The sequence below is a fragment of the Herbaspirillum frisingense genome, assembly GCF_047325095.1.
Classification (GTDB): domain Bacteria; phylum Pseudomonadota; class Gammaproteobacteria; order Burkholderiales; family Burkholderiaceae_D; genus Herbaspirillum; species Herbaspirillum frisingense.
Genome location: NZ_CP168558.1, coordinates 342,492 through 360,769, shown reverse-complemented (window position 1 = coordinate 360,769; position 18,278 = coordinate 342,492). Strand labels below are relative to the sequence as shown.

19 protein-coding genes are annotated in these 18,278 nt (G+C 63.7%); 13 read left to right on the top strand and 6 right to left on the bottom strand.

What is annotated here, in order from left to right; translation table 11 throughout:
- Positions 1 to 84 precede the first annotated feature (84 nt).
- Positions 85 to 1,278: a septal ring lytic transglycosylase RlpA family protein gene (locus ACEOAC_RS01690; protein ID WP_413628651.1), complete on the top strand. Its 1,194-nt coding sequence runs from the start codon at positions 85 to 87 to the stop codon at positions 1,276 to 1,278.
- Positions 1,279 to 1,302: 24 nt separating this feature from the next.
- Here ACEOAC_RS01690 and rsmI read toward each other — a convergent pair whose 3' ends face one another.
- On the bottom strand, positions 1,303 to 2,223 hold the full coding sequence (gene rsmI, locus ACEOAC_RS01685; RefSeq protein WP_413628650.1) for a 16S rRNA (cytidine(1402)-2'-O)-methyltransferase: 921 nt from the start codon (positions 2,221 to 2,223) through the stop codon (positions 1,303 to 1,305).
- Between the two features lie 13 nt (positions 2,224 to 2,236).
- On the opposite strand from rsmI, the gene ACEOAC_RS01680 reads away from it, so the two are divergent.
- The 6 genes from ACEOAC_RS01680 (at position 2,237) to ACEOAC_RS01655 (ending at position 6,639) form a co-directional block, all read left to right on the top strand.
- Entirely contained in the window at positions 2,237 to 3,505 is a 1,269-nt protein-coding gene (locus ACEOAC_RS01680; protein WP_413628649.1) for a penicillin-binding protein activator, read from the top strand.
- A gap of 7 nt (positions 3,506 to 3,512) precedes the next feature.
- The gene (locus ACEOAC_RS01675) at positions 3,513 to 3,881 is read left to right on the top strand and encodes a YraN family protein (RefSeq protein WP_006464576.1); all 369 of its coding nucleotides are present in this window, start codon (positions 3,513 to 3,515) and stop codon (positions 3,879 to 3,881) included.
- A gap of 118 nt (positions 3,882 to 3,999) precedes the next feature.
- The gene (locus ACEOAC_RS01670; protein WP_102664169.1) at positions 4,000 to 4,596 is read left to right on the top strand and encodes a phosphoheptose isomerase; all 597 of its coding nucleotides are present in this window, start codon (positions 4,000 to 4,002) and stop codon (positions 4,594 to 4,596) included.
- Entirely contained in the window at positions 4,589 to 5,248 is a 660-nt protein-coding gene (locus tag ACEOAC_RS01665; RefSeq protein ID WP_077234829.1) for a BON domain-containing protein, read from the top strand. The genes ACEOAC_RS01670 and ACEOAC_RS01665 overlap by 8 nt, the downstream gene beginning before the upstream one ends.
- A gap of 160 nt (positions 5,249 to 5,408) precedes the next feature.
- Positions 5,409 to 5,936: a peroxiredoxin family protein gene (locus ACEOAC_RS01660; RefSeq protein ID WP_006464579.1), complete on the top strand. Its 528-nt coding sequence runs from the start codon at positions 5,409 to 5,411 to the stop codon at positions 5,934 to 5,936.
- A 205-nt stretch (positions 5,937 to 6,141) separates the two neighbouring features.
- Positions 6,142 to 6,639, top strand: coding sequence for a Signal transduction histidine kinase (locus ACEOAC_RS01655; protein WP_077234827.1), 498 nt, complete (start codon positions 6,142 to 6,144; stop codon positions 6,637 to 6,639).
- A gap of 79 nt (positions 6,640 to 6,718) precedes the next feature.
- Here ACEOAC_RS01655 and pyrE read toward each other — a convergent pair whose 3' ends face one another.
- A complete protein-coding gene (pyrE, locus tag ACEOAC_RS01650; protein ID WP_077234826.1) occupies positions 6,719 to 7,378 on the bottom strand; it encodes an orotate phosphoribosyltransferase in 660 nt (219 codons plus the stop codon).
- A 173-nt stretch (positions 7,379 to 7,551) separates the two neighbouring features.
- On the opposite strand from pyrE, the gene ACEOAC_RS01645 reads away from it, so the two are divergent.
- Positions 7,552 to 8,328 (top strand): exodeoxyribonuclease III, encoded by a 777-nt coding sequence (locus ACEOAC_RS01645; RefSeq protein WP_241812946.1) that lies wholly within the window; start codon positions 7,552 to 7,554, stop codon positions 8,326 to 8,328.
- Positions 8,329 to 8,542: 214 nt separating this feature from the next.
- Here the strand turns inward: ACEOAC_RS01645 and ACEOAC_RS01640 are convergent, their stop codons facing one another.
- From ACEOAC_RS01640 to dprA, 3 genes are all read right to left on the bottom strand, one after another.
- Positions 8,543 to 11,221 (bottom strand): DNA topoisomerase III, encoded by a 2,679-nt coding sequence (locus tag ACEOAC_RS01640; protein ID WP_077234824.1) that lies wholly within the window; start codon positions 11,219 to 11,221, stop codon positions 8,543 to 8,545.
- A gap of 380 nt (positions 11,222 to 11,601) precedes the next feature.
- Positions 11,602 to 12,078, bottom strand: a complete 477-nt coding sequence (locus tag ACEOAC_RS01635; RefSeq protein ID WP_006464584.1) for a DUF494 family protein — start codon at positions 12,076 to 12,078, stop codon at positions 11,602 to 11,604.
- A gap of 87 nt (positions 12,079 to 12,165) precedes the next feature.
- Positions 12,166 to 13,323, bottom strand: coding sequence for a DNA-processing protein DprA (dprA, locus tag ACEOAC_RS01630; protein WP_413444204.1), 1,158 nt, complete (start codon positions 13,321 to 13,323; stop codon positions 12,166 to 12,168).
- 291 nt (positions 13,324 to 13,614) lie between these two features.
- Here dprA and def point away from each other — a divergent pair, with 291 nt between their 5' ends.
- On the top strand, positions 13,615 to 14,133 hold the full coding sequence (gene def, locus ACEOAC_RS01625) for a peptide deformylase (protein ID WP_077234822.1): 519 nt from the start codon (positions 13,615 to 13,617) through the stop codon (positions 14,131 to 14,133).
- 101 nt (positions 14,134 to 14,234) lie between these two features.
- On the opposite strand, the gene ACEOAC_RS01620 is transcribed toward def, so the two are convergent.
- Positions 14,235 to 15,299: an MBL fold metallo-hydrolase gene (locus tag ACEOAC_RS01620; protein ID WP_413444203.1), complete on the bottom strand. Its 1,065-nt coding sequence runs from the start codon at positions 15,297 to 15,299 to the stop codon at positions 14,235 to 14,237.
- Positions 15,300 to 15,493: 194 nt separating this feature from the next.
- Here ACEOAC_RS01620 and ACEOAC_RS01615 point away from each other — a divergent pair, with 194 nt between their 5' ends.
- The 4 genes from ACEOAC_RS01615 (at position 15,494) to ACEOAC_RS01600 (ending at position 18,251) form a co-directional block, all read left to right on the top strand.
- Complete coding sequence (locus tag ACEOAC_RS01615; protein ID WP_077234820.1) at positions 15,494 to 15,922, top strand: MerR family transcriptional regulator; 429 nt, start codon at positions 15,494 to 15,496, stop codon at positions 15,920 to 15,922.
- A gap of 90 nt (positions 15,923 to 16,012) precedes the next feature.
- Positions 16,013 to 17,197 (top strand): isovaleryl-CoA dehydrogenase, encoded by a 1,185-nt coding sequence (locus tag ACEOAC_RS01610; RefSeq protein ID WP_006464589.1) that lies wholly within the window; start codon positions 16,013 to 16,015, stop codon positions 17,195 to 17,197.
- Positions 17,198 to 17,232: 35 nt separating this feature from the next.
- Positions 17,233 to 17,835 carry a 2-hydroxychromene-2-carboxylate isomerase gene (locus tag ACEOAC_RS01605; RefSeq protein ID WP_413444202.1) on the top strand — a complete coding sequence of 201 codons (603 nt, stop codon included), beginning with the start codon at positions 17,233 to 17,235 and terminating at the stop codon, positions 17,833 to 17,835.
- Complete coding sequence (locus ACEOAC_RS01600; RefSeq protein WP_413444201.1) at positions 17,835 to 18,251, top strand: YchJ family protein; 417 nt, start codon at positions 17,835 to 17,837, stop codon at positions 18,249 to 18,251. Before ACEOAC_RS01605 ends, ACEOAC_RS01600 begins: the two co-directional genes overlap by 1 nt.
- Positions 18,252 to 18,278 lie beyond the last annotated feature (27 nt).

Genomic DNA, 18,278 nt, shown 5'->3' with positions numbered 1-18,278 from the left:
TTGCACTCTGGTATCGTTGCGAACATTCCGGCCGGGACAGGCATCACCAGGCCCGGCGCATCGACTGTTGACCAAGGACAGGCTATGGGAACACCCACTCTAGAACATCACCACCGCCTCGCCCCCCGGGGCCAGGCCCTGCGTTGGGGCGCCTTGCTGCTGCCGCTGTTGCTGGCGGCCTGCGGCACTACCCAGCAGGCACCGCGCCAGACCGCACAGGCGCCCTCGACACCGGTCAAGGCCGGCAGCAGCCGTCCGGCCAACGTTCCGGCACTGCCGGCAGCAGGCTCGGGACGCGGCGGCTACTACAAGGACGATGGCCCGGGCGACCACATCCCCGACGGCCTGCTCGACGTGGCCGACGCCGAACCGCAGGTGGAGCCGGTCTCGCGGGCAGCCAGCCGGCCCTATGCCGTGTTCGGCAAGACCTACGTGCCCATTACGGACAGCAACCAGCCTTTCATCCAGCGCGGCATCGGCAGCTGGTACGGCAAGAAATTCCATGGCCAGAAGACGTCCTCGGGCGAGCTTTACGACATGTACAAGATGACGGCCGCGCACCCCACGCTGCCCATTCCTTCCTATGCACGGGTCACCAATCTGAAGACTGGCAAGCAGGTCATCGTGCGCATCAATGATCGCGGCCCCTTCCACTCCAGCCGCATCATCGACCTGTCCTACACGGCGGCACTGAAACTGGGTTATCTGGGCAGCGGCAGCAGTGAGCTGGAAGTCGAACGCATCCTGCCTGAAGAGGCACAGCGGATGGCCGATGCGCGCCGCAATGGCAGCACGCTGGCGGTCGCCGATCCGATCAACCGGGCCGCCGACAATGGCGCCGGCGTTTCCACCGGCGCGGTCGAAATCAATACCGTGAGCGCACAAGGCCTGCCGCCCCAGCCCACCGTGGCAGCAGTGCAGCCGATCAATGCCAGCACCAGCAGTGCGGCCAGTGGCGCCGGCCTGGCCGGTGGCGGCGGCATCATCAACGCCGTGGCCAGCGGTTCGGCACCCTCCCCGGCGATGCCGCAGGCGGTACCGCTGACGGCGGGTTATTACCTTCAGTTCGGCGCCTATTCGCAAGAAGCCAATGCGCTGGTGGCGCGCGACAAGCTGCTGCCCAGCCTCTCCGGCATCGTCGACAGCATGCAGGCGGTGCAGGTCAACGGCTTGTATCGCCTGTATGCCGGTCCCTATCCGACCCGGCCGGCGGCCCAGAACGCGGCCATGCTGGTGCGCCAGCGCAGTGCCGGCACACCCTTCATCGTGGAGCGCTAGGGCTGCCGCCCTGCCAGGGCAGCCTCACTCCCCTTCCTGATCATCCGCTTGCGCGTCCTGTCTCAGTTGCAGGGCGCGTTCATACAGGGCGTTCTTCTTCTGGCCGGTGATCTGCGCGGCCAGGGCGGCGGCCTGCTTCAACGGGAGCTCTTCCAGCAGGATGCGCAGGACGCGCTCGCCCTCGGCATCCTCGTCACCGGCCGGCGCCGCCCCTTCCAGCAGGACCACGAACTCGCCGCGCTGGCGGTTGGCGTCCTGCTCCAGCCAGGCCGGTGCCTCGCCCAACGGGCAGCGATGGATATCCTCGAACAGCTTGGTCAGCTCGCGCGCCAGCACCACCTGGCGCTGCGGGCCGAACACCTGCAACATGGACTGCACGGTCTCGACGATGCGGTGCGGAGCTTCATAGAACACCAGCGCCGCCTGCACGGCGGTGAGCTCCTGCAGGGCGGTCTCGCGCTGGCGGGTCTTGCTGGGCAAGAAGCCCACGAAATGGAAGCGCGCATCGGTCAGGCCCGCGGCCGACAGCGCGGTGATCGCCGCCGATGCCCCGGGCAAGGGAATCACCCGGAACCCGGCGGCCCGCACCGCGTCAACCACCTTGGCGCCGGGGTCGGAGACGGCGGGGGTACCGGCGTCCGACACCAATGCCACCCGCTGCCCGGCGCGCAGGCGCTCGATGATCTTGTCGGCGGCTTCGCGCTCGTTGTGTTCGTGGGTGGCCAGCAAGGGGCGCGACAGACCATAGCGCTGCAGCAACTGGCTGGTGTTGCGCGTATCCTCGCAGGCCACCGCATCGGCGATGCCCAGCAGGTGCAGGCCGCGCAGGCTGATGTCGCAGACATTCCCGATGGGCGTGGCCAGCACATATAATGCCGACACCGGATAGGTTTGCTGGGCGGCATCCTGCAGGATGGAGGCAGCTACGCTGGAATTCTGATTCATTGGAGGAGGCGGGATGTTCACAGGTTCGAAGAAAATGACCGCATGCGCGGCCCTGCTGGCCGGTTTGCTGGCCCCCTGGATGGTGGCGCTGCCGGCCGCAGCAGCCGACAGTGTACCTCTGCTGGCGCAGGCCGCTACCCCTGCGCTGCCCTCGGCCGCCTCCGACCCGGCCCCGCTGGCACTGCCGCCGGGGACCTCGCCGGAGATGCAGTCGGCCGCCAACGGCCCATCCATGGCACCACCAGCCGCCGCCCCGATCCGCATGGCCTTGCTGCTGCCCTCCCGTACCGGCGCCTTCGGGGCCGCCGCAGATGCAGTGCGCACCGGCTTCCTGACGGCCTATTCGCGCCAGAAGGAAAACATCCAGCTGGCCATCGTCGAGACCGGTGATTCGGCCCCGGACATGCAGCGCGCCTATGATGAAGCGTCCGGCAAGTACGACATCGTGGTCGGCCCGCTCTCGCGCAGCGCCGTCACCGCCGTGGCCCAGAGCGGTCGCGTGAGCAAGCCCACCGTCGCCCTGGCGCAGCCGGACATGAATGGCGAGGCCGACCTGCAACTGCCGGCGCAGATGCTGGCCGTGGGCCTGTCCATCGACGAAGAGGCACGCCAGGTCGCCAACTGGGTGGAAAAGGAAAAGGCACCGGGCAAGATCTTCGCCATCTCGACCAACATCGCCTGGCAAAAGCGCGCCGCCCGCTCCTTCCAGCTGCGCGCCCGCCAGCTCGGCCTGCAGGTCGAGACGCTGGAATTGAGCACCCCCGCCAATGCCCTCTCGGCACCGGGCCTGGCGCAACTGGCCAAGCGCGTGGAGCAGGAGAAACCGGCCCTGATCTTCGTCGCCCTGGATGCGGCGCAGACCGTGCAACTGCGTAGCGCTGTGGGCAACGAGCTGCCGCTGTACGGCACCTCGCAGATCAATCCCTACACCCTCAAGCGTGACAACCCCAACGACAAGCTGCCCGAACTCGATGGGGTACGCCTGGTCGACATCCCCTGGCAACTGCAGCCCGACAACGTGGCAGTGGCGCGCTATCCGCGCCCGGCGGTCAACGACAACGAACGTCCCAGCCCGGACCTGGCGCGCCTGTATGCACTGGGCATCGATGCCTACCGGGTCGCCTACGGTATCGCGCAGAGGCAATCGGGCTTCGATATCGATGGCGTCACCGGACGCCTGACGGTGAACATGATCGGCGGCGGCACCACCTATTTCCAGCGCCAGGAGACCCAGGCGGTCTATCAGGATGGCTGGCCGGTGCCGATGGCGGACCAGTACTGACGCCGCCATGGCCCTGCGCGACCTGTTGCGGCGCACCGCACGCCAGCGTACTGGCGACGCTGCCGAGGACCAGGCCCTGGAGCATCTGCAACGCCAGGGCCTGCGCCTGGTGGAACGCAATTTCCGCTGCAAGGGCGGTGAAATCGACCTGATCCTGCGGGACGGTGCCACGGTGGTCTTCGTGGAAGTGCGCGCCCGCGCCAATGCGGCCTTTGGCGGTGCGGTGACCAGCGTGACACCGGCCAAGCAGCGACGCCTGCTGGTGGCGGCCCAGGTCTGGCTGCAAGGCCAGCGGGAGCTGCCGGCCTGCCGTTTCGACGTGATCGCAGTCGAAGGCGGCCAGTTGCAGTGGCTGCGCAACGTCATCGAGGCCTGAGCCCGGTTTGCTGCAACCGGCCGACGCTGGCGTATCATGTGCCACCGTATTGCGGAAACTTCTCTTTACCAATTGCCCGGGCTTGGCGCCGTTCAAGTCCTCTATAATCGCAGCCACTATGACAAATCCCCGTATCCTCGCCCATTTCCAGGAAAGCGCCGACCTGAAGATGAAGGCAGCCAGCGTACTGGCGCAACCGATCGAACAGGCGATTGAACTTATGTTCACCGCACTGTCGAATGGCAACAAGATTCTTGCCTGCGGCAATGGCGGATCGGCTGCCGACAGCCAGCACTTCGCAGCCGAACTGGTGGGGCGCTTCGAACGCGAGCGACTGCCACTGCCGGCCATGGCCCTGACCACCGACACCTCCATCCTGACCGCGGTGGGCAACGATTACAGCTACCAGGAAATCTTCTCGAAGCAGGTCCAGGCCTTCGGCCAGGCGGGTGACATCCTGCTGGCTTTCTCGACCTCGGGCAATTCGGGCAATATCCTGGCCGCCATCGAAGTGGCCCACGAGCGCGACATGCGCGTGGTGGCGCTTACCGGCAAGGGCGGCGGCAAGATCGGCAAGATCCTGACCGATGCCGATGTCCATATCTGTGTGCCGCATGACCGCACCGCGCGCATCCAGGAAGTGCATCTGGTATCCCTGCACTGCATTTGCGACGGTATCGACGTCGCGCTTTTTGGAGATGATGCGAATGAGTGATGCACGATCGTTGTTCACACGGCTGCGCCGCCCGCTGGCGGCAGTCGCATTGGGCGGCATGCTGGCCCTGAGCCTGCAGGGTTGTTTCGCGGTATTGGCCGGCGGTGCGCTGGCCACCACCTTCGCCGCCACCGACCGCCGTACCCTGGGCGCGCAAACGGAGGACAAATCGATCGTGGTCAAGGGCGAAGCCCGCATTCCCGAAGTGGTGGCTGCGGGTTCTCACGTCAACGTGACTTCCTTCAACCGCAAGGTGCTGCTGTCCGGCGAGGTGCCTGACGAGGCATCCAAGGCTGCCGCCGAGCGCGAGATCAAGAGTTTCCAGAACGTCGACACCGTCTATAACGAACTGCAGGTGGGCCCGTCCTCCAGCTTCGGTTCGCGCTCCAGCGATGCGCTCATCACCAGCAAGGTGCTGGCCAGCCTGGTGGATGACAAGTCGCTCTATTCCAGCGCCTTCAAGATCACGACCGAGCGTGGCATCGTCTACATGATGGGCCGCGTGACCCAGCGCGAAGGCCAGCGTGCCGCCAAGATCGCCAGCGGCGTGTCGGATGTGACCAAGGTCGTCACGCTGTTCGAATACATCAGCGAAGAAGAGCTGCAGGACTACCAGCGCAAGCCGGCCAGCGAGAACAAGTCCACCAGCTGATCGGCCATCGCTGATCGCCTCTGATGCAAGTCAAACCGCCGGCCCGTCCGGCGGTTTCCAATTGGGGCGCAGCCCGCAGGATCGGGCGGCGCGGTCTATAATGGCCGGATAAGTGACCGGGGCCATGCCCCTCCCTCGAATCCGGAATGCGGAGTTTTCCATGCAAGCACAGGCAAATGCGCCCAAACGCGGCCTCATGATCAAGCTGGTTGCCCTGGTCGGGGTGGCCGCCATCGCCGCCTTCGCCTACTTCAAGGTCAATGCCGGCAACGCCGCGCCCGATGTCACCTTCACCAAGCTCGATGGCCAGCAGGTGGCCCTCAAGGACCTGCGCGGCAAGGTGGTGATGGTCAACTTCTGGGCCACCAGCTGCACCACCTGCGTGGGCGAGATGCCGCAGATGATCGAGACCTACAACAAGTTCAAGGATCGCGGCCTGGACTTCGTGGCCGTGGCCATGAGCTATGACCCGCCCAACTACGTGGTGAACTACACCGAGACCCGCAAGCTGCCCTTCAAGGTCGCCCTCGACCCGCAGGATACGCTGGCCAAGGCCTTCGGCGACGTCAAGCTGACCCCGACCACCTTCGTCATCGGCAAGGACGGCAACATCATCAAGCGCTATGTCGGCGAGCCGCAGTTCGCTGAATTGCATCAGCTGCTGGAGAAAGCCCTGGCAGCAGCCTGAGCGCGCTTCACTCCTCCGAAAAAGCCGACCATGTGTCGGCTTTTTTAATTCCGCCGAACAACTCCAAGGAACATCCCCTCTACCCAGGAAGTCCAAATGGTTCACCTTGTCGGCATGACAAGTGATTTGTCATCGTTCCGCTGCGGCCCAGCCGTGCTGAACAGTCATGCCTGCCCAATGACCGAGAACATAACAGGAGGCTGCAATGAGATTCCGGACCGTTTTCCTGATCGTGCTGCTGGCGCTGGTCGCCATCTTCGCCGCCGTCAACTGGACGGCCTTCACGGCCACCACCACCCTCTCGCTGATCTACACCGAGTTCCAGGCCCCCTTGGGTGCGGTGATGCTGGCAGTGGTGGTCGTGCTGACGGCCTTCTTCCTGCTCTACATCCTGGCCCTGCAGACCAGCGTGATGCTGGAGAGCCGGCGCCTGACCAAGCAGCTGGAAGCCCAGCGCACCCTGGCCGACCAGGCCGAGCATTCGCGCTTCAACGACCTGCGCGGCTACCTGAAAACCGAGCTGGAGCAGTTGCAGCGCCGCCAGACCGAACAACAGACCCTGCTGGCGCAGCGCCTGGATGCATTGCAGCGCGACATCCACCATCGGGTGGAGCAGACCGAGAATGCCGTGGCCGCCCAGGTCGGCGAACTTGACGACCGGCTGCAGCGCCAGCAGGTGGCGGGTGTGATCAAGCCGCTGTAATCTGTCGCCAGCAAAACAAAAAGGCTGCATCAACGAAGATGCAGCCTTTTTTTCATCTTTTGACGCTTTTTGGTGCAGCTTAGACGCCGTAACGCGTGCGGTAGGCCGCCACGGCATCCTTGTGCTGGGTCAGGCGCGCATCGCCACCGGTGGAGATGTACTCGAACAGGTCATCCAGGTTGCCGATGGAAATGACCGGCATGCCATATTCGCGTGCCACTTCCTGCACGGCCGACAGTTCGGACAGGGCGCCGTCCTTGCCCGAGCGCTCCATGCGGTCCAGCGCGATCAGCACCGCACAGGGGGTGGCGCCGGCGGCGCGGATCATGTCCACCGATTCGCGCACCGAGGTGCCGGCCGAGATCACGTCGTCGATGATGACGACCTTGCCCTGCAGCTTGGCGCCGACGATGGTGCCGCCTTCGCCGTGGTCCTTGGCTTCCTTGCGGTTGAAGGCGAACGGCACGTTGCGTCCCATGCCGGCCAGCGCCACGGCGGTGGCCGACGCCAGCGTGATGCCCTTATAGGCGGGACCGAACAACATGTCATATTCGATGCCAGAATCCTGCAGGGTCTGGGCGTAGAAACGCGCCACCTGAGCCAGCGTCGCGCCTTCGCTGAACAGACCGGCGTTGAAGAAGTAAGGCGAGGTACGACCTGCCTTGGTGACGAATTCGCCAAAGCGCAGCACGCCGGCCGACACCGCGAATTCAATGAATTCCTGTCTCAAGTTGCTCACAATGCATTTCCCGGGAAGAGTCAAAACGGAAGGGCCGGCCTGCCCGCTTGCCACAAGGCAAGGCGAGGGAGGTGGCGAAGCCTTCATCAGGCCGCCATTTTAAATGATTCATCCTATCGGTTATGCTACCGGCCTGATTGAACACTCTCCCGCAGCAAGCAAACAGGAATCCCATGCCAAAAATCGTCTCCGCCAACCTCAACGGAATCCGCTCGGCCGCCAAGAAGGGCTTCTTCGAATGGCTGCAGAAGGAAGCGCCGGACTTCGTCTGCGTGCAGGAACTGAAGGCCCAGGCGGCCGACATGACCGATGAATTCCTGGCCCCGGCCGGTTATGTCGGGCATTTCCACTATGCCCAGAAAAAAGGCTACTCGGGCGTGGGCGTGTACAGCCGCCGCCAGCCGGATTCGGTGCGCATCGGCTTCGGCAATACCGAGTTCGATGACGAAGGCCGCTATGTGGAATGCGACTATGGCGACCTCACCGTGATTTCGCTCTACGCACCCTCGGGCTCGTCCAGCGAGGAACGCCAGGAAGCCAAGTTCCGCTTCATGGAAGCCTTCCTGCCGCACCTGATGGACCTGGAAAGGAGCGGCCGCGAAGTCGTCATCTGCGGCGACTGGAACATCGCCCACAAGGAAATCGACCTGAAGAACTGGAAGAGCAACCAGAAGAATTCCGGCTTCCTGCCGGAGGAGCGCGCCTGGATGACGCGCATCTTCGACCAGCTGGGCCTGGTGGACGTGTACCGCCGCCTGCATCCCGAGACCACCGGCGAGGCCTATACCTGGTGGAGCAATCGCGGCCAGGCCTGGGCCAACAACGTGGGGTGGCGTATCGATTACCACGTCTCCACCCCAGGCATTGCCGCCAAGGCGGTGAGCGCGGCGATCTACAAGGAGCAGCGCTTTTCCGACCATGCGCCGTTGACGGTGGTCTACGGCGACTGAACACGCGCCAGCCGACCCGCCTCCTCCCGTTCGGACTGAGTAGCGGCGTAGCCGCGTATCGAAGACGCGCCGGGCGGTGGTCCATGGAGCGCCTTCGATACGGCCCTGGCGGGCCTACTCAGTCCGAACGGGAAGCAGGTGGAAAACGTTCGCAAAAAACAAAAGCCCTCGCACTGTGACGTGCGAGGGCTTTGTCGTTTCAGACCAGCAAAAATCAGGCGTCCGGTGCTGCCGCCTTCTTCGGGGTGGCCTTGCGCAGTGCCGGCTTCTTGGCCGCTGCTGGCTTGGCTGCCGCCTTGGTCTTGGTGGCCGTGGTCTTGGTCGCCGTCTTCCTGGCGGCTGGCTTGGCTACCGCCTCATCCGCACCGTCACCGGCTTCGGCTGCAGCAGCCTTGCCCTTGGCCGGCGCCTTGGCTTTGCGTTCCTCGAACTCGAAGCTGATCTTGCCGTCCTTGCCGCGGACCAGGAAGGCCTTGAACGGCCGGCGGGTACGCTGCGAGATGAAGCCCGGCAGCAGGTCGGTCTTGCCGTCGTTGAGAAGCTTGGCCATCTGCTCGGGCAGGATTTCCTGTTGCAGGATGATGCGGCTGCTGCGGAAGTCGCAGGCCTTGGGCTTGGCAACGGTCTTTTCGCAGACATAGGCCAGGCCCATCTCGTAGACGCCGCTGCCGCACTTGGGGCAGGCGCCCAGCGGGGTCTGTTCGCTGAAGTCCACCGGCTCGCCGCCCTCGCCGTCGGCCTGGTCCTGGCCGAAGTCGAATTCCAGCTTGAAGTTCTTGATCTCTTCGTCGCGCGAAATCTTCAGGATGGCCGCGAACGGACGGCCCATCTTCGAGCGGAAACCCTGCAGCGGGCCGATGGTGCGGTTCTGCAGCAGTTCTTCCACTTCGGCGATCTCGAACTGACGACCACCAGGCACCTTGCTCATCGAGAATTCGCACTTGGTGCAGGCGAAACGACGATAGTTTTCCTTCACCACGCCACCGCAATTGGGGCAAGGCGTCTGCAGGGTCGCGTAGTCGCCGGGGATGGTGTCGTTGTCGTATTCCTTGGCGCGCTTGACGATGATCTGGGTCATCTGCGCGATCTCGCGCATGAACTCGTCACGGCTGATCTTGCCGCGCTCCATCTGGGCCAGCTTGTGTTCCCACTCGCCGGTCAGTTCCGGTTCGGTCAGTTCATCCACGCCCAGGCCGTGCAGCAGCGTCATCAGCTGGAAGGCCTTGGCGGTGGGCATCATCTCGCGGCCTTCGCGCAGCAGGTACTTTTCGTTCAGCAGGCCTTCGATGATGGCCGCACGCGTGGCTGGCGTACCCAGGCCCTTGCCGGCCATGGCCTCGCGCAACTCGTCCGAATCCACCAGCTTGCCCGCACCTTCCATGGCCGACAGCAGCGTGGCTTCCGTGTAGCGGGCGGGCGGCTTGGTGACCAGACCGTTGGCCGTCACCTTGTCGGTCTTGACCTTCTCGCCCTGGGCCACGGCGACCAGATTGCCGCCGCCTTCCTTGTCCTTGTCGTCTTCCTCGACCTGCTTGCCGTAGATGGCCAGCCAGCCGGGGTTGATCATGACCTTGCCTTCGCTCTTGAACTGATGACCCGATACTTCCGTGAAGCGGGTGGTCACCTGGAACTCGGCCGGCGGGAAGAACACCGCCATGAAGCGGCGCGTCACCAGGTCGTAGAGCTTCTGTTCCGGTTCCGACAGGTTCTTGGGCACCTGGGTGGTCGGGATGATGGCGAAGTGGTCGCTGATCTTGGTGTTGTCGAAGATGCGCTTGTTGGGCTTGACCCAGCCTTGCTTGAGGATCTGCTTGGAGAACTGGTGGTAGTTGTTGTTCTCCGCCAGCGCCTCCATCGTGTCCTTGACGGTGTTGATGTAGTCCTCGGGCAGGTGGCGCGAATCGGTACGCGGGTAGGTCAGCACCTTGTGCTTTTCATACAGCGCCTGGGCCAGGCCCAGGGTGTTCTTGGCCGAGAAGCCGAAGCGCGAGTTGGCTTCTCGCTGCAGGCTGGTCAGGTCGAACAGGCCCGGCGACATCTGCGTGGTCGGCTTGGATTCCTCGGTGACATTGCCCTGCTTGTCGCGGCAGGCGGCCACGATGGAGTCAGCAGCGGCACGGCTCCACAGGCGCTCGGGGCGCTTCTCGGGGTCGTTCTCGTCCTTCTTGTGGCCCTTGTCCAGCCAGCGGCCCTTGTAGATGCCGGCGGCGCAGACGAACTCGGCGTGCACTTCCCAGTAATCGCGGGGGACGAACTTCTTGATCTTCTCTTCACGCTCGACCACGATCGACAAGGTCGGCGTCTGCACGCGGCCCACGGTGGTGAGATAGAAGCCGCCTTCCTTGGAGTTGAAGGCGGTCATGGCGCGGGTGCCGTTGATGCCGATCAGCCAGTCGGCCTCGCTGCGGCAGCGCGCCGCATTGGCCAAGGGCAGCATTTCCTCGTCATCACGCAGGTGGGCAAAGCCCTCGCGGATGGCGCCCGGCGTCATCGACTGCAGCCACAGGCGCTTCACCGGCTGCTTGGCCTTGGTGTATTGCGCGATCAGGCGGAAGATCAGTTCTCCTTCGCGGCCCGCGTCACATGCGTTGATGAGGGTGGTGACGTCCTTGCGCTTGATCAGCTTGGAGAGCACCTTCAGGCGCGACTCTGTCTTGGCGATGGGGTTCAGGGCGAAGTGCGGCGGAATCATCGGCAGGTGGGTGAAGCTCCACTTGCCGCGCTTGACGTCGTATTCCTCGGGGACTGCGATTTCCAGCAGGTGGCCGACGGCCGACGACAGGATGTACTGGTCGGATTCGAAATACTCATCGTGCTTGGTGAAGCCGCCGAGCGTCTTCGCGATGTCGTTCGCGACAGAGGGCTTCTCGGCAATGATGAGGGTCTTGCTCATAAGTATGGGTCTCGGTAATGAGAGATCGGTTGCTGGCGTGTTCCAGGAGATCGGTCAGCCCCAGTTGGGGCCGGATCGCTCCGAAACAACGTCATGCCATCCCAGGGTCGAAACCGGCGGCGGCGGCGTGCGGAGCATGCGGCCGGCGTTTCGTTGCCTGTGGACAACGGAATTTTTATATAGTAGCCAATATCGGGCCAATGCGGGGGAATGATAAGCGTGATGCAAACGAAACGGCAAGCACAAGGGCTTGCCGTCTCAGAGTTTCATGCATATCCAGCTTGGGATGAAGCAATAAGCTATGTCTATCGTCAGCCCACTGTCAGCATGGCAACCGTGCAGCCGCTGCAAGATCAGGCTGGCAAGCCGCCGCAGCTGCCTCAGTGCAACAGGCGCGGTTCGGTGTCGTCCTCGTCGAGGAACAGCTCCTCGAACATCAGGCCGTCCGGCTCCTTGCCCTGGCTCCACAACACCATCAGCACGATCACCTTGAGCTTTTCCAGTGTGATGGGTGCTTCACCAGCGGCCAGTGCACGTTCGATGACGATCTCGCGTTGCATCGGGTCCAGCATCTTGGCCGATTCCAGGAACTGGATGAAGCCAATGGCTTCCACGCCGAGCACGTCACTTTCCTGGCGCGCGTAGATACGGGTACCGAAAGAGAAGGCGGTCTGGCGGGGATAGTTGTCGGCGAATTCGTGATTGGCGACTTCAAGATCAGTCAGCCATCCGAGTGCCTGGGAAATTTCATCTTCTTCGAAACCGATCGCGGACAACTTCTTGACCAGGGCCTCCGGTTCGGGGCAGGCATCAGGGCGATAGTAGGTTTCGTACAGGTAAACGAGGACATCAAACATGTTCGTACTCTATCGCGAAGGTTATGAATGTACAAGTCAGCCAAGTCCAGTATGGCAGGAATTGCGGCAGCGCGGGGATTAATTTCTTCATGCTACGCACCGGTAATGTGCGCCAGGTAACACTTCTACGCGGCCCTGCAGTTCCAGTCCTAGCAAGATTGCTGCCAGTGCCGCTGCATCCAGACCGCAGCGCTGCGCCAGGGTGTCGACATCGACCGGATCATGTCCCATGGCGCGGATGACCTGCAGACTTGCCGGATCGACATCGTCCATCGCCCCGGCCGCGACAAGTGCCGATGCCACCACTGTCGGCGCAGTACCGGCAACGGCTTGCCGCTGTGGCAATTCTTCGAGAATGTCCTGCGTCGTCTCCACCAACTTGGCCCCCTGGCGGATGAGCTGGTGACAGCCCTTGGACAACGGCGCGTGGATGGAGCCGGGAATGGCGAACACATCGCGCCCCTGCTCGGCCGCCATGCGCGCCGTGATCAGCGAGCCGGAGCGGGCTGCCGCCTCCACCACCAGCACTGCCTGGGCCAACCCCGAAATCACCCGGTTGCGTCTGGGGAAATTGGCCGACAGCGGTGGCGTGCCCAGCGCATATTCGCTGACGATGCAGCCGCCCTGTGCGATGCGTTCGGCCAGATCCCGATTGCGCGGCGGATAGTCGATATCGCAGCCGGTCCCGATCACCGCCACCGTCGATCCGGCACCCCGCAGACCGCCCTCATGCGCGGCCGCATCGATGCCCAGCGCCAGTCCGGAGACGACGGTCAGCCCGGCATGGCTGAGCTCCTCGGAAAAGCGCATCGCGTGCTCGCGCCCTTGCGTCGTGGCATGCCGGCTGCCGACCACCGCCAGCGCCGGCGCGCACAGCAGCCCCGCATTGCCGCGTACGTAGAGCAACAAGGGTGGGTCGGCAATGTTGAGCAGACTGGCCGGATAGGCGGCATCGGCCAGCGTGATGATCGCCCGTCCAGGCAACTGCAACCACTCCAGCGTGGCCTCCATGCGCTCGCGCTGCCGGCCCGAGGGTGGTGCCAGCAAGGTCGCCGCCTGCCGGGGCGGCAGTACGGCGCACAGTGCGGAAAAATCCGCCTGCCAGATCTGGCCGGGCAGGCCGAAAACAGCCAGCAGGCGCCGTGCCGCCACCGGCCCGATGCCGTCGGCAAAAGCCAGTCGCAGCCAGGCCTGGAGGTGGTCGGAATCGGCCTGCGCCTCATTAAAAGGGAAATTGTTTTGCATAATTGACCGTGCCGCGCTCAACGCCGTGCGGCGCGGGCTTGCGGCGAACGGGGAGCGGGCTGTGATACACTTTTCATCTTGATCGGGAACACCACGGTGGCCACCGGGCAACAATGCACAGGCGCTGGCGACCAAGCCCACGATTGTGCTGCGGCCGCGCTTGAAGCGTCGCGCTCTGGCCACATTTAAATAACAATTCCCGAAACGAATCCCCCGGAGCCTCGCAAAATGTCGAGGTCCGGACTATCCAGGTCCACCGGGACCGAACTCCAAGATTGCCGAGAACCACGTATGGCCCAGCTCAACATCCTCCGTTATCCCGATCCGCGCCTGCACAAGATCGCCCAGCCCGTGACCGTCTTCGATGCGCGCATCAAGCAACTGGTGGCCGACATGGCCGAGACCATGTATGCCGCCCCCGGCGTGGGCCTGGCCGCGACTCAGGTCGACGTGCATGAACAGGTGGTGGTGATCGATGTGTCCGATGAGGGCAAGAACCTGCAGGTCTTCATCAATCCCGAAATCCTGTGGGCCAGCGATGAAAAGCGCGTCTACGATGAAGGCTGCCTGTCGGTGCCCGGCATCTACGATGGCGTGGAACGCCCGGCACGCGTGAAGGTGCGCGCCTTCGACGCCGACGGCAAGGCTTTCGAGGTCGATGCCGACGACCTGCTGGCAGTCTGCATCCAGCACGAGATGGACCACCTCAAGGGCAAGGTCTTCGTCGAATACCTCTCGCCGTTGAAGCGCAACCGCATCAAGACCAAGCTGCAGAAGGAAGAACGCGAGATGAAGAAGAAGGCGGGCTAAGCCTGCTGGTCATCTGCAGCACAAAATCAAAACGCCGGCCAGGGGCAACCCCGGCCGGCGTTTTGCATTGATGCGCCCTGCGCATCAAGCCATGGCACTGATCAGGCCGCCACGAAACGGTACACCCCGTCCTCGCCCAGCACGCGCTTCAGGGCGCCGTCGTACCAGAGCTTGTGCAGATGCGCCACCGCCTCGCCCAGCGCGAAGGACAACTGGTGCGTATCCAGCGGGCGCTTGAACATCACCGGCAGGATATCCACCCCCGTCTGCGGCGTGGTGCAGGCTTCCAGCACCTCGGCCAGACGCAGGCGGTGGTGATCGTTCAACTGTTCGATGCGCGTGTGCAGGCCGCGGAAAGGCTTGCCATGCGAAGGCAGCACCAGCGCATCGGCCGGCAGGTGCGCGTACTTCTTCAGCGAATCCAAGTACTGCTGCACCGGGTTGCTCTCCGGCTCGATGGCAAACACCGAGACATTGGTGGAAATACGCGGCAAGACCATGTCACCCGAGATCAGCACGTTCAACGCACGGCAGTACAGGGACACATGCTCCGGCGCATGACCAAACCCGGTGATGACCTCCCAGTCACGCCCGTCGACGCGCACCGCCTGGCCATCCTGCATCCGGTGGTAGGCACGCGGCACCGTCGGTACCAGGTCCTGATAATAGTTATTGCGCCCCTGCAACAGGGCGACTGTTTCGGGATCGGCCAGCCCGTGGCGCTGGAAATGCGGCGTCGCCGCCGTCCCCTCGGCACCCGGCAGGGCCGCCGACATCACACGCGCAAAGGCGTAATCGCCGGTGCTCATCCACAGCGGCACCTGCCAGCGCTGGCACAGCCAGTCGGCCAGGCCCACGTGATCGGGATGGCAATGCGTAACCAGCACCCGCACGATGGGCAGGCCATCGAGTTCCTCGGCGAAGATGGTTTCCCAGGCCTGGCGCGTCTCCTCGGTGGCGATGCCGCAATCGACCACGGTCCAGCCGCGCTGCCGGCCCTGCGGTGTGTCCACCTCGTCTTCCAGCAGCCAGAGATTGATGTGGTTCAGCGCAAAGGGCAGCCCCATGCGCAGCCAGCGCACACCGGGCGCGACCTGCATGGTGCGGCCAATGTCGGGCAGGGTATCGCCGAAGGCGTAGTCGAGCTGGGATTCAAGTGCATTCATCAATGAGCCGGGCCGGGAACGTGGACAGGAACGACGCCGGACATTGCTCCAGCGACAACGAAAGACCGCCAGTCTAGCGCAAGCTGCAATTTCCGCTGGACGACAGGGCACAATATACTTTACGTTAACGTAAAGTGCCAGACCAGGCCGATCCGACTCCTTCGAGCCCCAAGTCCATCAGCGTCCACGTCTTTATGCCCACCTATACCATCACCGAACTGGCAGAAGAATTCGCGATCACGCCACGTGCGATCCGGTTCTACGAAGACCACGGCATCCTCAATCCCAAGCGCGAAGGCGTGGGGGGACGGCATCGCGTCTATCCGGCGCGCGAACGCACGCGCCTGAAGCTGACGCTGCGCGGCAAGCGGCTCGGCTTCACGCTTTCCGAGATCAAGGACCTGATCGACATGTATGAATCGCCCAAGGATACGCAGCCGCAATTGCAGCGTTTCCTGGGCCTGCTGCAGCAACATCGCGAAAAGCTGGAGCAGCAGCGCGAAGACCTGGAACTGACCCTCTCCGAGATTGCCGCCCACGAAGAGGAATGCCGGCAACTGCTGGTCGAGGGTAAATCAAGGAGCAGTAGCACCAGGACCAGACGCAAGGCCGTGGCCGCCTGAGCCCCTGCAAACCGGATTCATCTGCCGTTAACGTCAACCGGAACGCCCCCTCCGGAACACCAGAACAAATTACCCAACGAGGAGACACCCATGATCCACCTGCCCGGCCTGAGTTTCGACCACGGAGAAGACATCGCCGCCCTGCGTGAAGCAGTGGCCGCCTTCGCGCACAGCGAGATCGCCCCGCGCGCGGCCGAGATCGACCGCAGCGACCAGTTCCCCATGGACCTGTGGAAGAAGCTGGGCGAGCTCGGCGTGCTGGGCATCACCGTCTCGGAGGAATACGGCGGCGCCGGCCTGGGTTACCTGGCCCACATCATCGCCATGGAAGAAATCTCGCGGGCCTCGGCCTCGGTGGGCCTGTCCTATGGCGCGCACTCCAACCTGTGCGTGAACCAGATCAAGCGCAACGGCAACGAAGAACAGAAGCGCAAATACCTGCCCAAACTGATCTCCGGTGACTACATCGGCGCCCTGGCCATGTCCGAACCCAATGCCGGTTCCGACGTGGTGAGCATGAAACTGCGCGCCGACAAGAAGGGCGACCGCTACGTGCTCAACGGCAGCAAGATGTGGATCACCAACGGCCCCGACGCCGACGTGCTGGTGGTCTATGCCAAGACCGATCTGGATGCCGGTGCCCGTGGCATGACCGCCTTCCTGGTCGAAAAAGGCTACAAGGGATTCTCGGTGGCGCAGAAGCTGGACAAGCTGGGCATGCGCGGCTCGCACACGGGCGAGCTGGTGTTCCAGGATTGCGAGGTGCCGGAAGAAAACATCCTGGGCGGCATCGGCCGTGGCGTCAACGTCCTGATGTCGGGCCTGGATTTCGAGCGCAGCGTGCTCTCCGGTGGCCCGCTGGGCATCATGCAGGCCTGCATGGACGTGGTGGTGCCATATGTCCACGACCGCAAGCAATTCGGCCAGGCCATCGGCGAATTCCAGCTGATGCAGGGCAAGCTGGCCGACATGTATTCCACCATGATGGCCTGCAAGGCCTATGTCTATGCCGTGGGCCAGGCCTGCGACCGCGCCGACAGTGCCGACAAGGTGCGCGCACTGCGCAAGGACGCCGCTGGTGCCATCCTCTACAGCGCCGAGAAGGCCACCTGGATGGCCGGCGAGGCGATCCAGTCGCTGGGCGGCAACGGCTACATCAACGAATATCCGGTCGGCCGCCTGTGGCGCGACGCCAAGCTCTACGAGATCGGCGCCGGCACCAGCGAAATCCGGCGCATGCTGATCGGCCGCGAACTGTTTGCCGACACGCTGTAATTGCCGGCTCCCCCTCTTCAACCGCACGGAACATCATGAGCACATCCATCGATTTCTACTTCGACTTCAGCTCCCCCTACGGCTACTTCGGTGCCGTCGAGATCGACAAGCTGGCCGCGCGCTACGGTCGCGCCGTCAGCTGGCACCCGATCCTGCTGGGCCCCATCTTCAAGACCCTGGGCACCAACTCGCTGGTCAACATCCCGGTCAAGGGCGAGTATTCGCGCCATGACATGGAGCGCACCGCCCGCTTCCACAACATCTTCTACAAGGCCCCCAGCAACTTCCCGATCGGCAGCCAGGTCGCCGCCCGCGCCACGCTGTGGGTGCAGCAGACGCAGCCAGCCAAGGCGGTCGAGTTGATCAAGACCCTCTACAGCGCCTACTTCACCGAAGACATCGACATCAGCGTCACCGACAACGTGCTGCGCATCGCCGCCGACCTGGGCCTCGACCGCGCCGCGCTGGAGGCCGCCTTGAGCTCTCCCGAACTGAAGGACCAACTGCGCCAGGCCACCGAGGCGGCCGGCAAGGCCGGTGTGTTCGGCTCCCCCTTCGTGATTGCCGATGGCGAACAATTCTGGGGCTTCGACCGCTTCGCCCAACTGGAAGCCCTGCTGAAAAACGGAAAGATCTGATGAGCAACAAGAAAGACAAGGCTGGCCCCTGCCCCTGCGGCCAGCCCAGCTTCGACAAATGCTGTGGCCGCTTCATCACCGGCGGCCAGGTGCCGGCCACGGCCGAGTTGCTGATGCGCTCGCGCTATAGCGCCTATGCCCTGCGCGACGAAGCCTACCTGCGCGCCACCTGGTTCCCCGAGACACTGCCGGACGAAGAGCTCACCAGCGAGACCGACGTCAAGTGGATCGGCCTGGAGATCAAGAAGCACCAGCACGCTGCCGGCAGCGATGCCGCCACGGTCGAATTCGTGGCGCGCTTCAAGGTCGGGGGCAAGGCCCACCGCCTGCACGAGATCAGCAACTTCGTGCATCAGCCCGATGGCGAGGGACAGATGCGCTGGTACTACGTGGACGGCAGCTTCCCCGAAGGCTGACGCTTTCTGCACCACGGCGCCACAACA

What these genes read in the sequence shown, in the direction of transcription:
- ACEOAC_RS01690 (WP_413628651.1), top strand. Translation starts at nt 85, where the DNA reads ATGGGAACACCCACTCTAGAACATCACCACCGCCTCGCCCCCCGGGGC.
- rsmI (WP_413628650.1), bottom strand. Translation starts at nt 2,223, where the DNA reads ATGAATCAGAATTCCAGCGTAGCTGCCTCCATCCTGCAGGATGCCGCC.
- ACEOAC_RS01680 (WP_413628649.1), top strand. Translation starts at nt 2,237, where the DNA reads ATGTTCACAGGTTCGAAGAAAATGACCGCATGCGCGGCCCTGCTGGCC.
- ACEOAC_RS01675 (WP_006464576.1), top strand. Translation starts at nt 3,513, where the DNA reads ATGGCCCTGCGCGACCTGTTGCGGCGCACCGCACGCCAGCGTACTGGC.
- ACEOAC_RS01670 (WP_102664169.1), top strand. Translation starts at nt 4,000, where the DNA reads ATGACAAATCCCCGTATCCTCGCCCATTTCCAGGAAAGCGCCGACCTG.
- ACEOAC_RS01665 (WP_077234829.1), top strand. Translation starts at nt 4,589, where the DNA reads ATGAGTGATGCACGATCGTTGTTCACACGGCTGCGCCGCCCGCTGGCG.
- ACEOAC_RS01660 (WP_006464579.1), top strand. Translation starts at nt 5,409, where the DNA reads ATGCAAGCACAGGCAAATGCGCCCAAACGCGGCCTCATGATCAAGCTG.
- ACEOAC_RS01655 (WP_077234827.1), top strand. Translation starts at nt 6,142, where the DNA reads ATGAGATTCCGGACCGTTTTCCTGATCGTGCTGCTGGCGCTGGTCGCC.
- ACEOAC_RS01645 (WP_241812946.1), top strand. Translation starts at nt 7,552, where the DNA reads ATGCCAAAAATCGTCTCCGCCAACCTCAACGGAATCCGCTCGGCCGCC.
- ACEOAC_RS01640 (WP_077234824.1), bottom strand. Translation starts at nt 11,221, where the DNA reads ATGAGCAAGACCCTCATCATTGCCGAGAAGCCCTCTGTCGCGAACGAC.
- ACEOAC_RS01635 (WP_006464584.1), bottom strand. Translation starts at nt 12,078, where the DNA reads ATGTTTGATGTCCTCGTTTACCTGTACGAAACCTACTATCGCCCTGAT.
- dprA (WP_413444204.1), bottom strand. Translation starts at nt 13,323, where the DNA reads ATGCAAAACAATTTCCCTTTTAATGAGGCGCAGGCCGATTCCGACCAC.
- def (WP_077234822.1), top strand. Translation starts at nt 13,615, where the DNA reads ATGGCCCAGCTCAACATCCTCCGTTATCCCGATCCGCGCCTGCACAAG.
- ACEOAC_RS01620 (WP_413444203.1), bottom strand. Translation starts at nt 15,299, where the DNA reads ATGAATGCACTTGAATCCCAGCTCGACTACGCCTTCGGCGATACCCTG.
- ACEOAC_RS01615 (WP_077234820.1), top strand. Translation starts at nt 15,494, where the DNA reads ATGCCCACCTATACCATCACCGAACTGGCAGAAGAATTCGCGATCACG.
- ACEOAC_RS01610 (WP_006464589.1), top strand. Translation starts at nt 16,013, where the DNA reads ATGATCCACCTGCCCGGCCTGAGTTTCGACCACGGAGAAGACATCGCC.
- ACEOAC_RS01605 (WP_413444202.1), top strand. Translation starts at nt 17,233, where the DNA reads ATGAGCACATCCATCGATTTCTACTTCGACTTCAGCTCCCCCTACGGC.
- ACEOAC_RS01600 (WP_413444201.1), top strand. Translation starts at nt 17,835, where the DNA reads ATGAGCAACAAGAAAGACAAGGCTGGCCCCTGCCCCTGCGGCCAGCCC.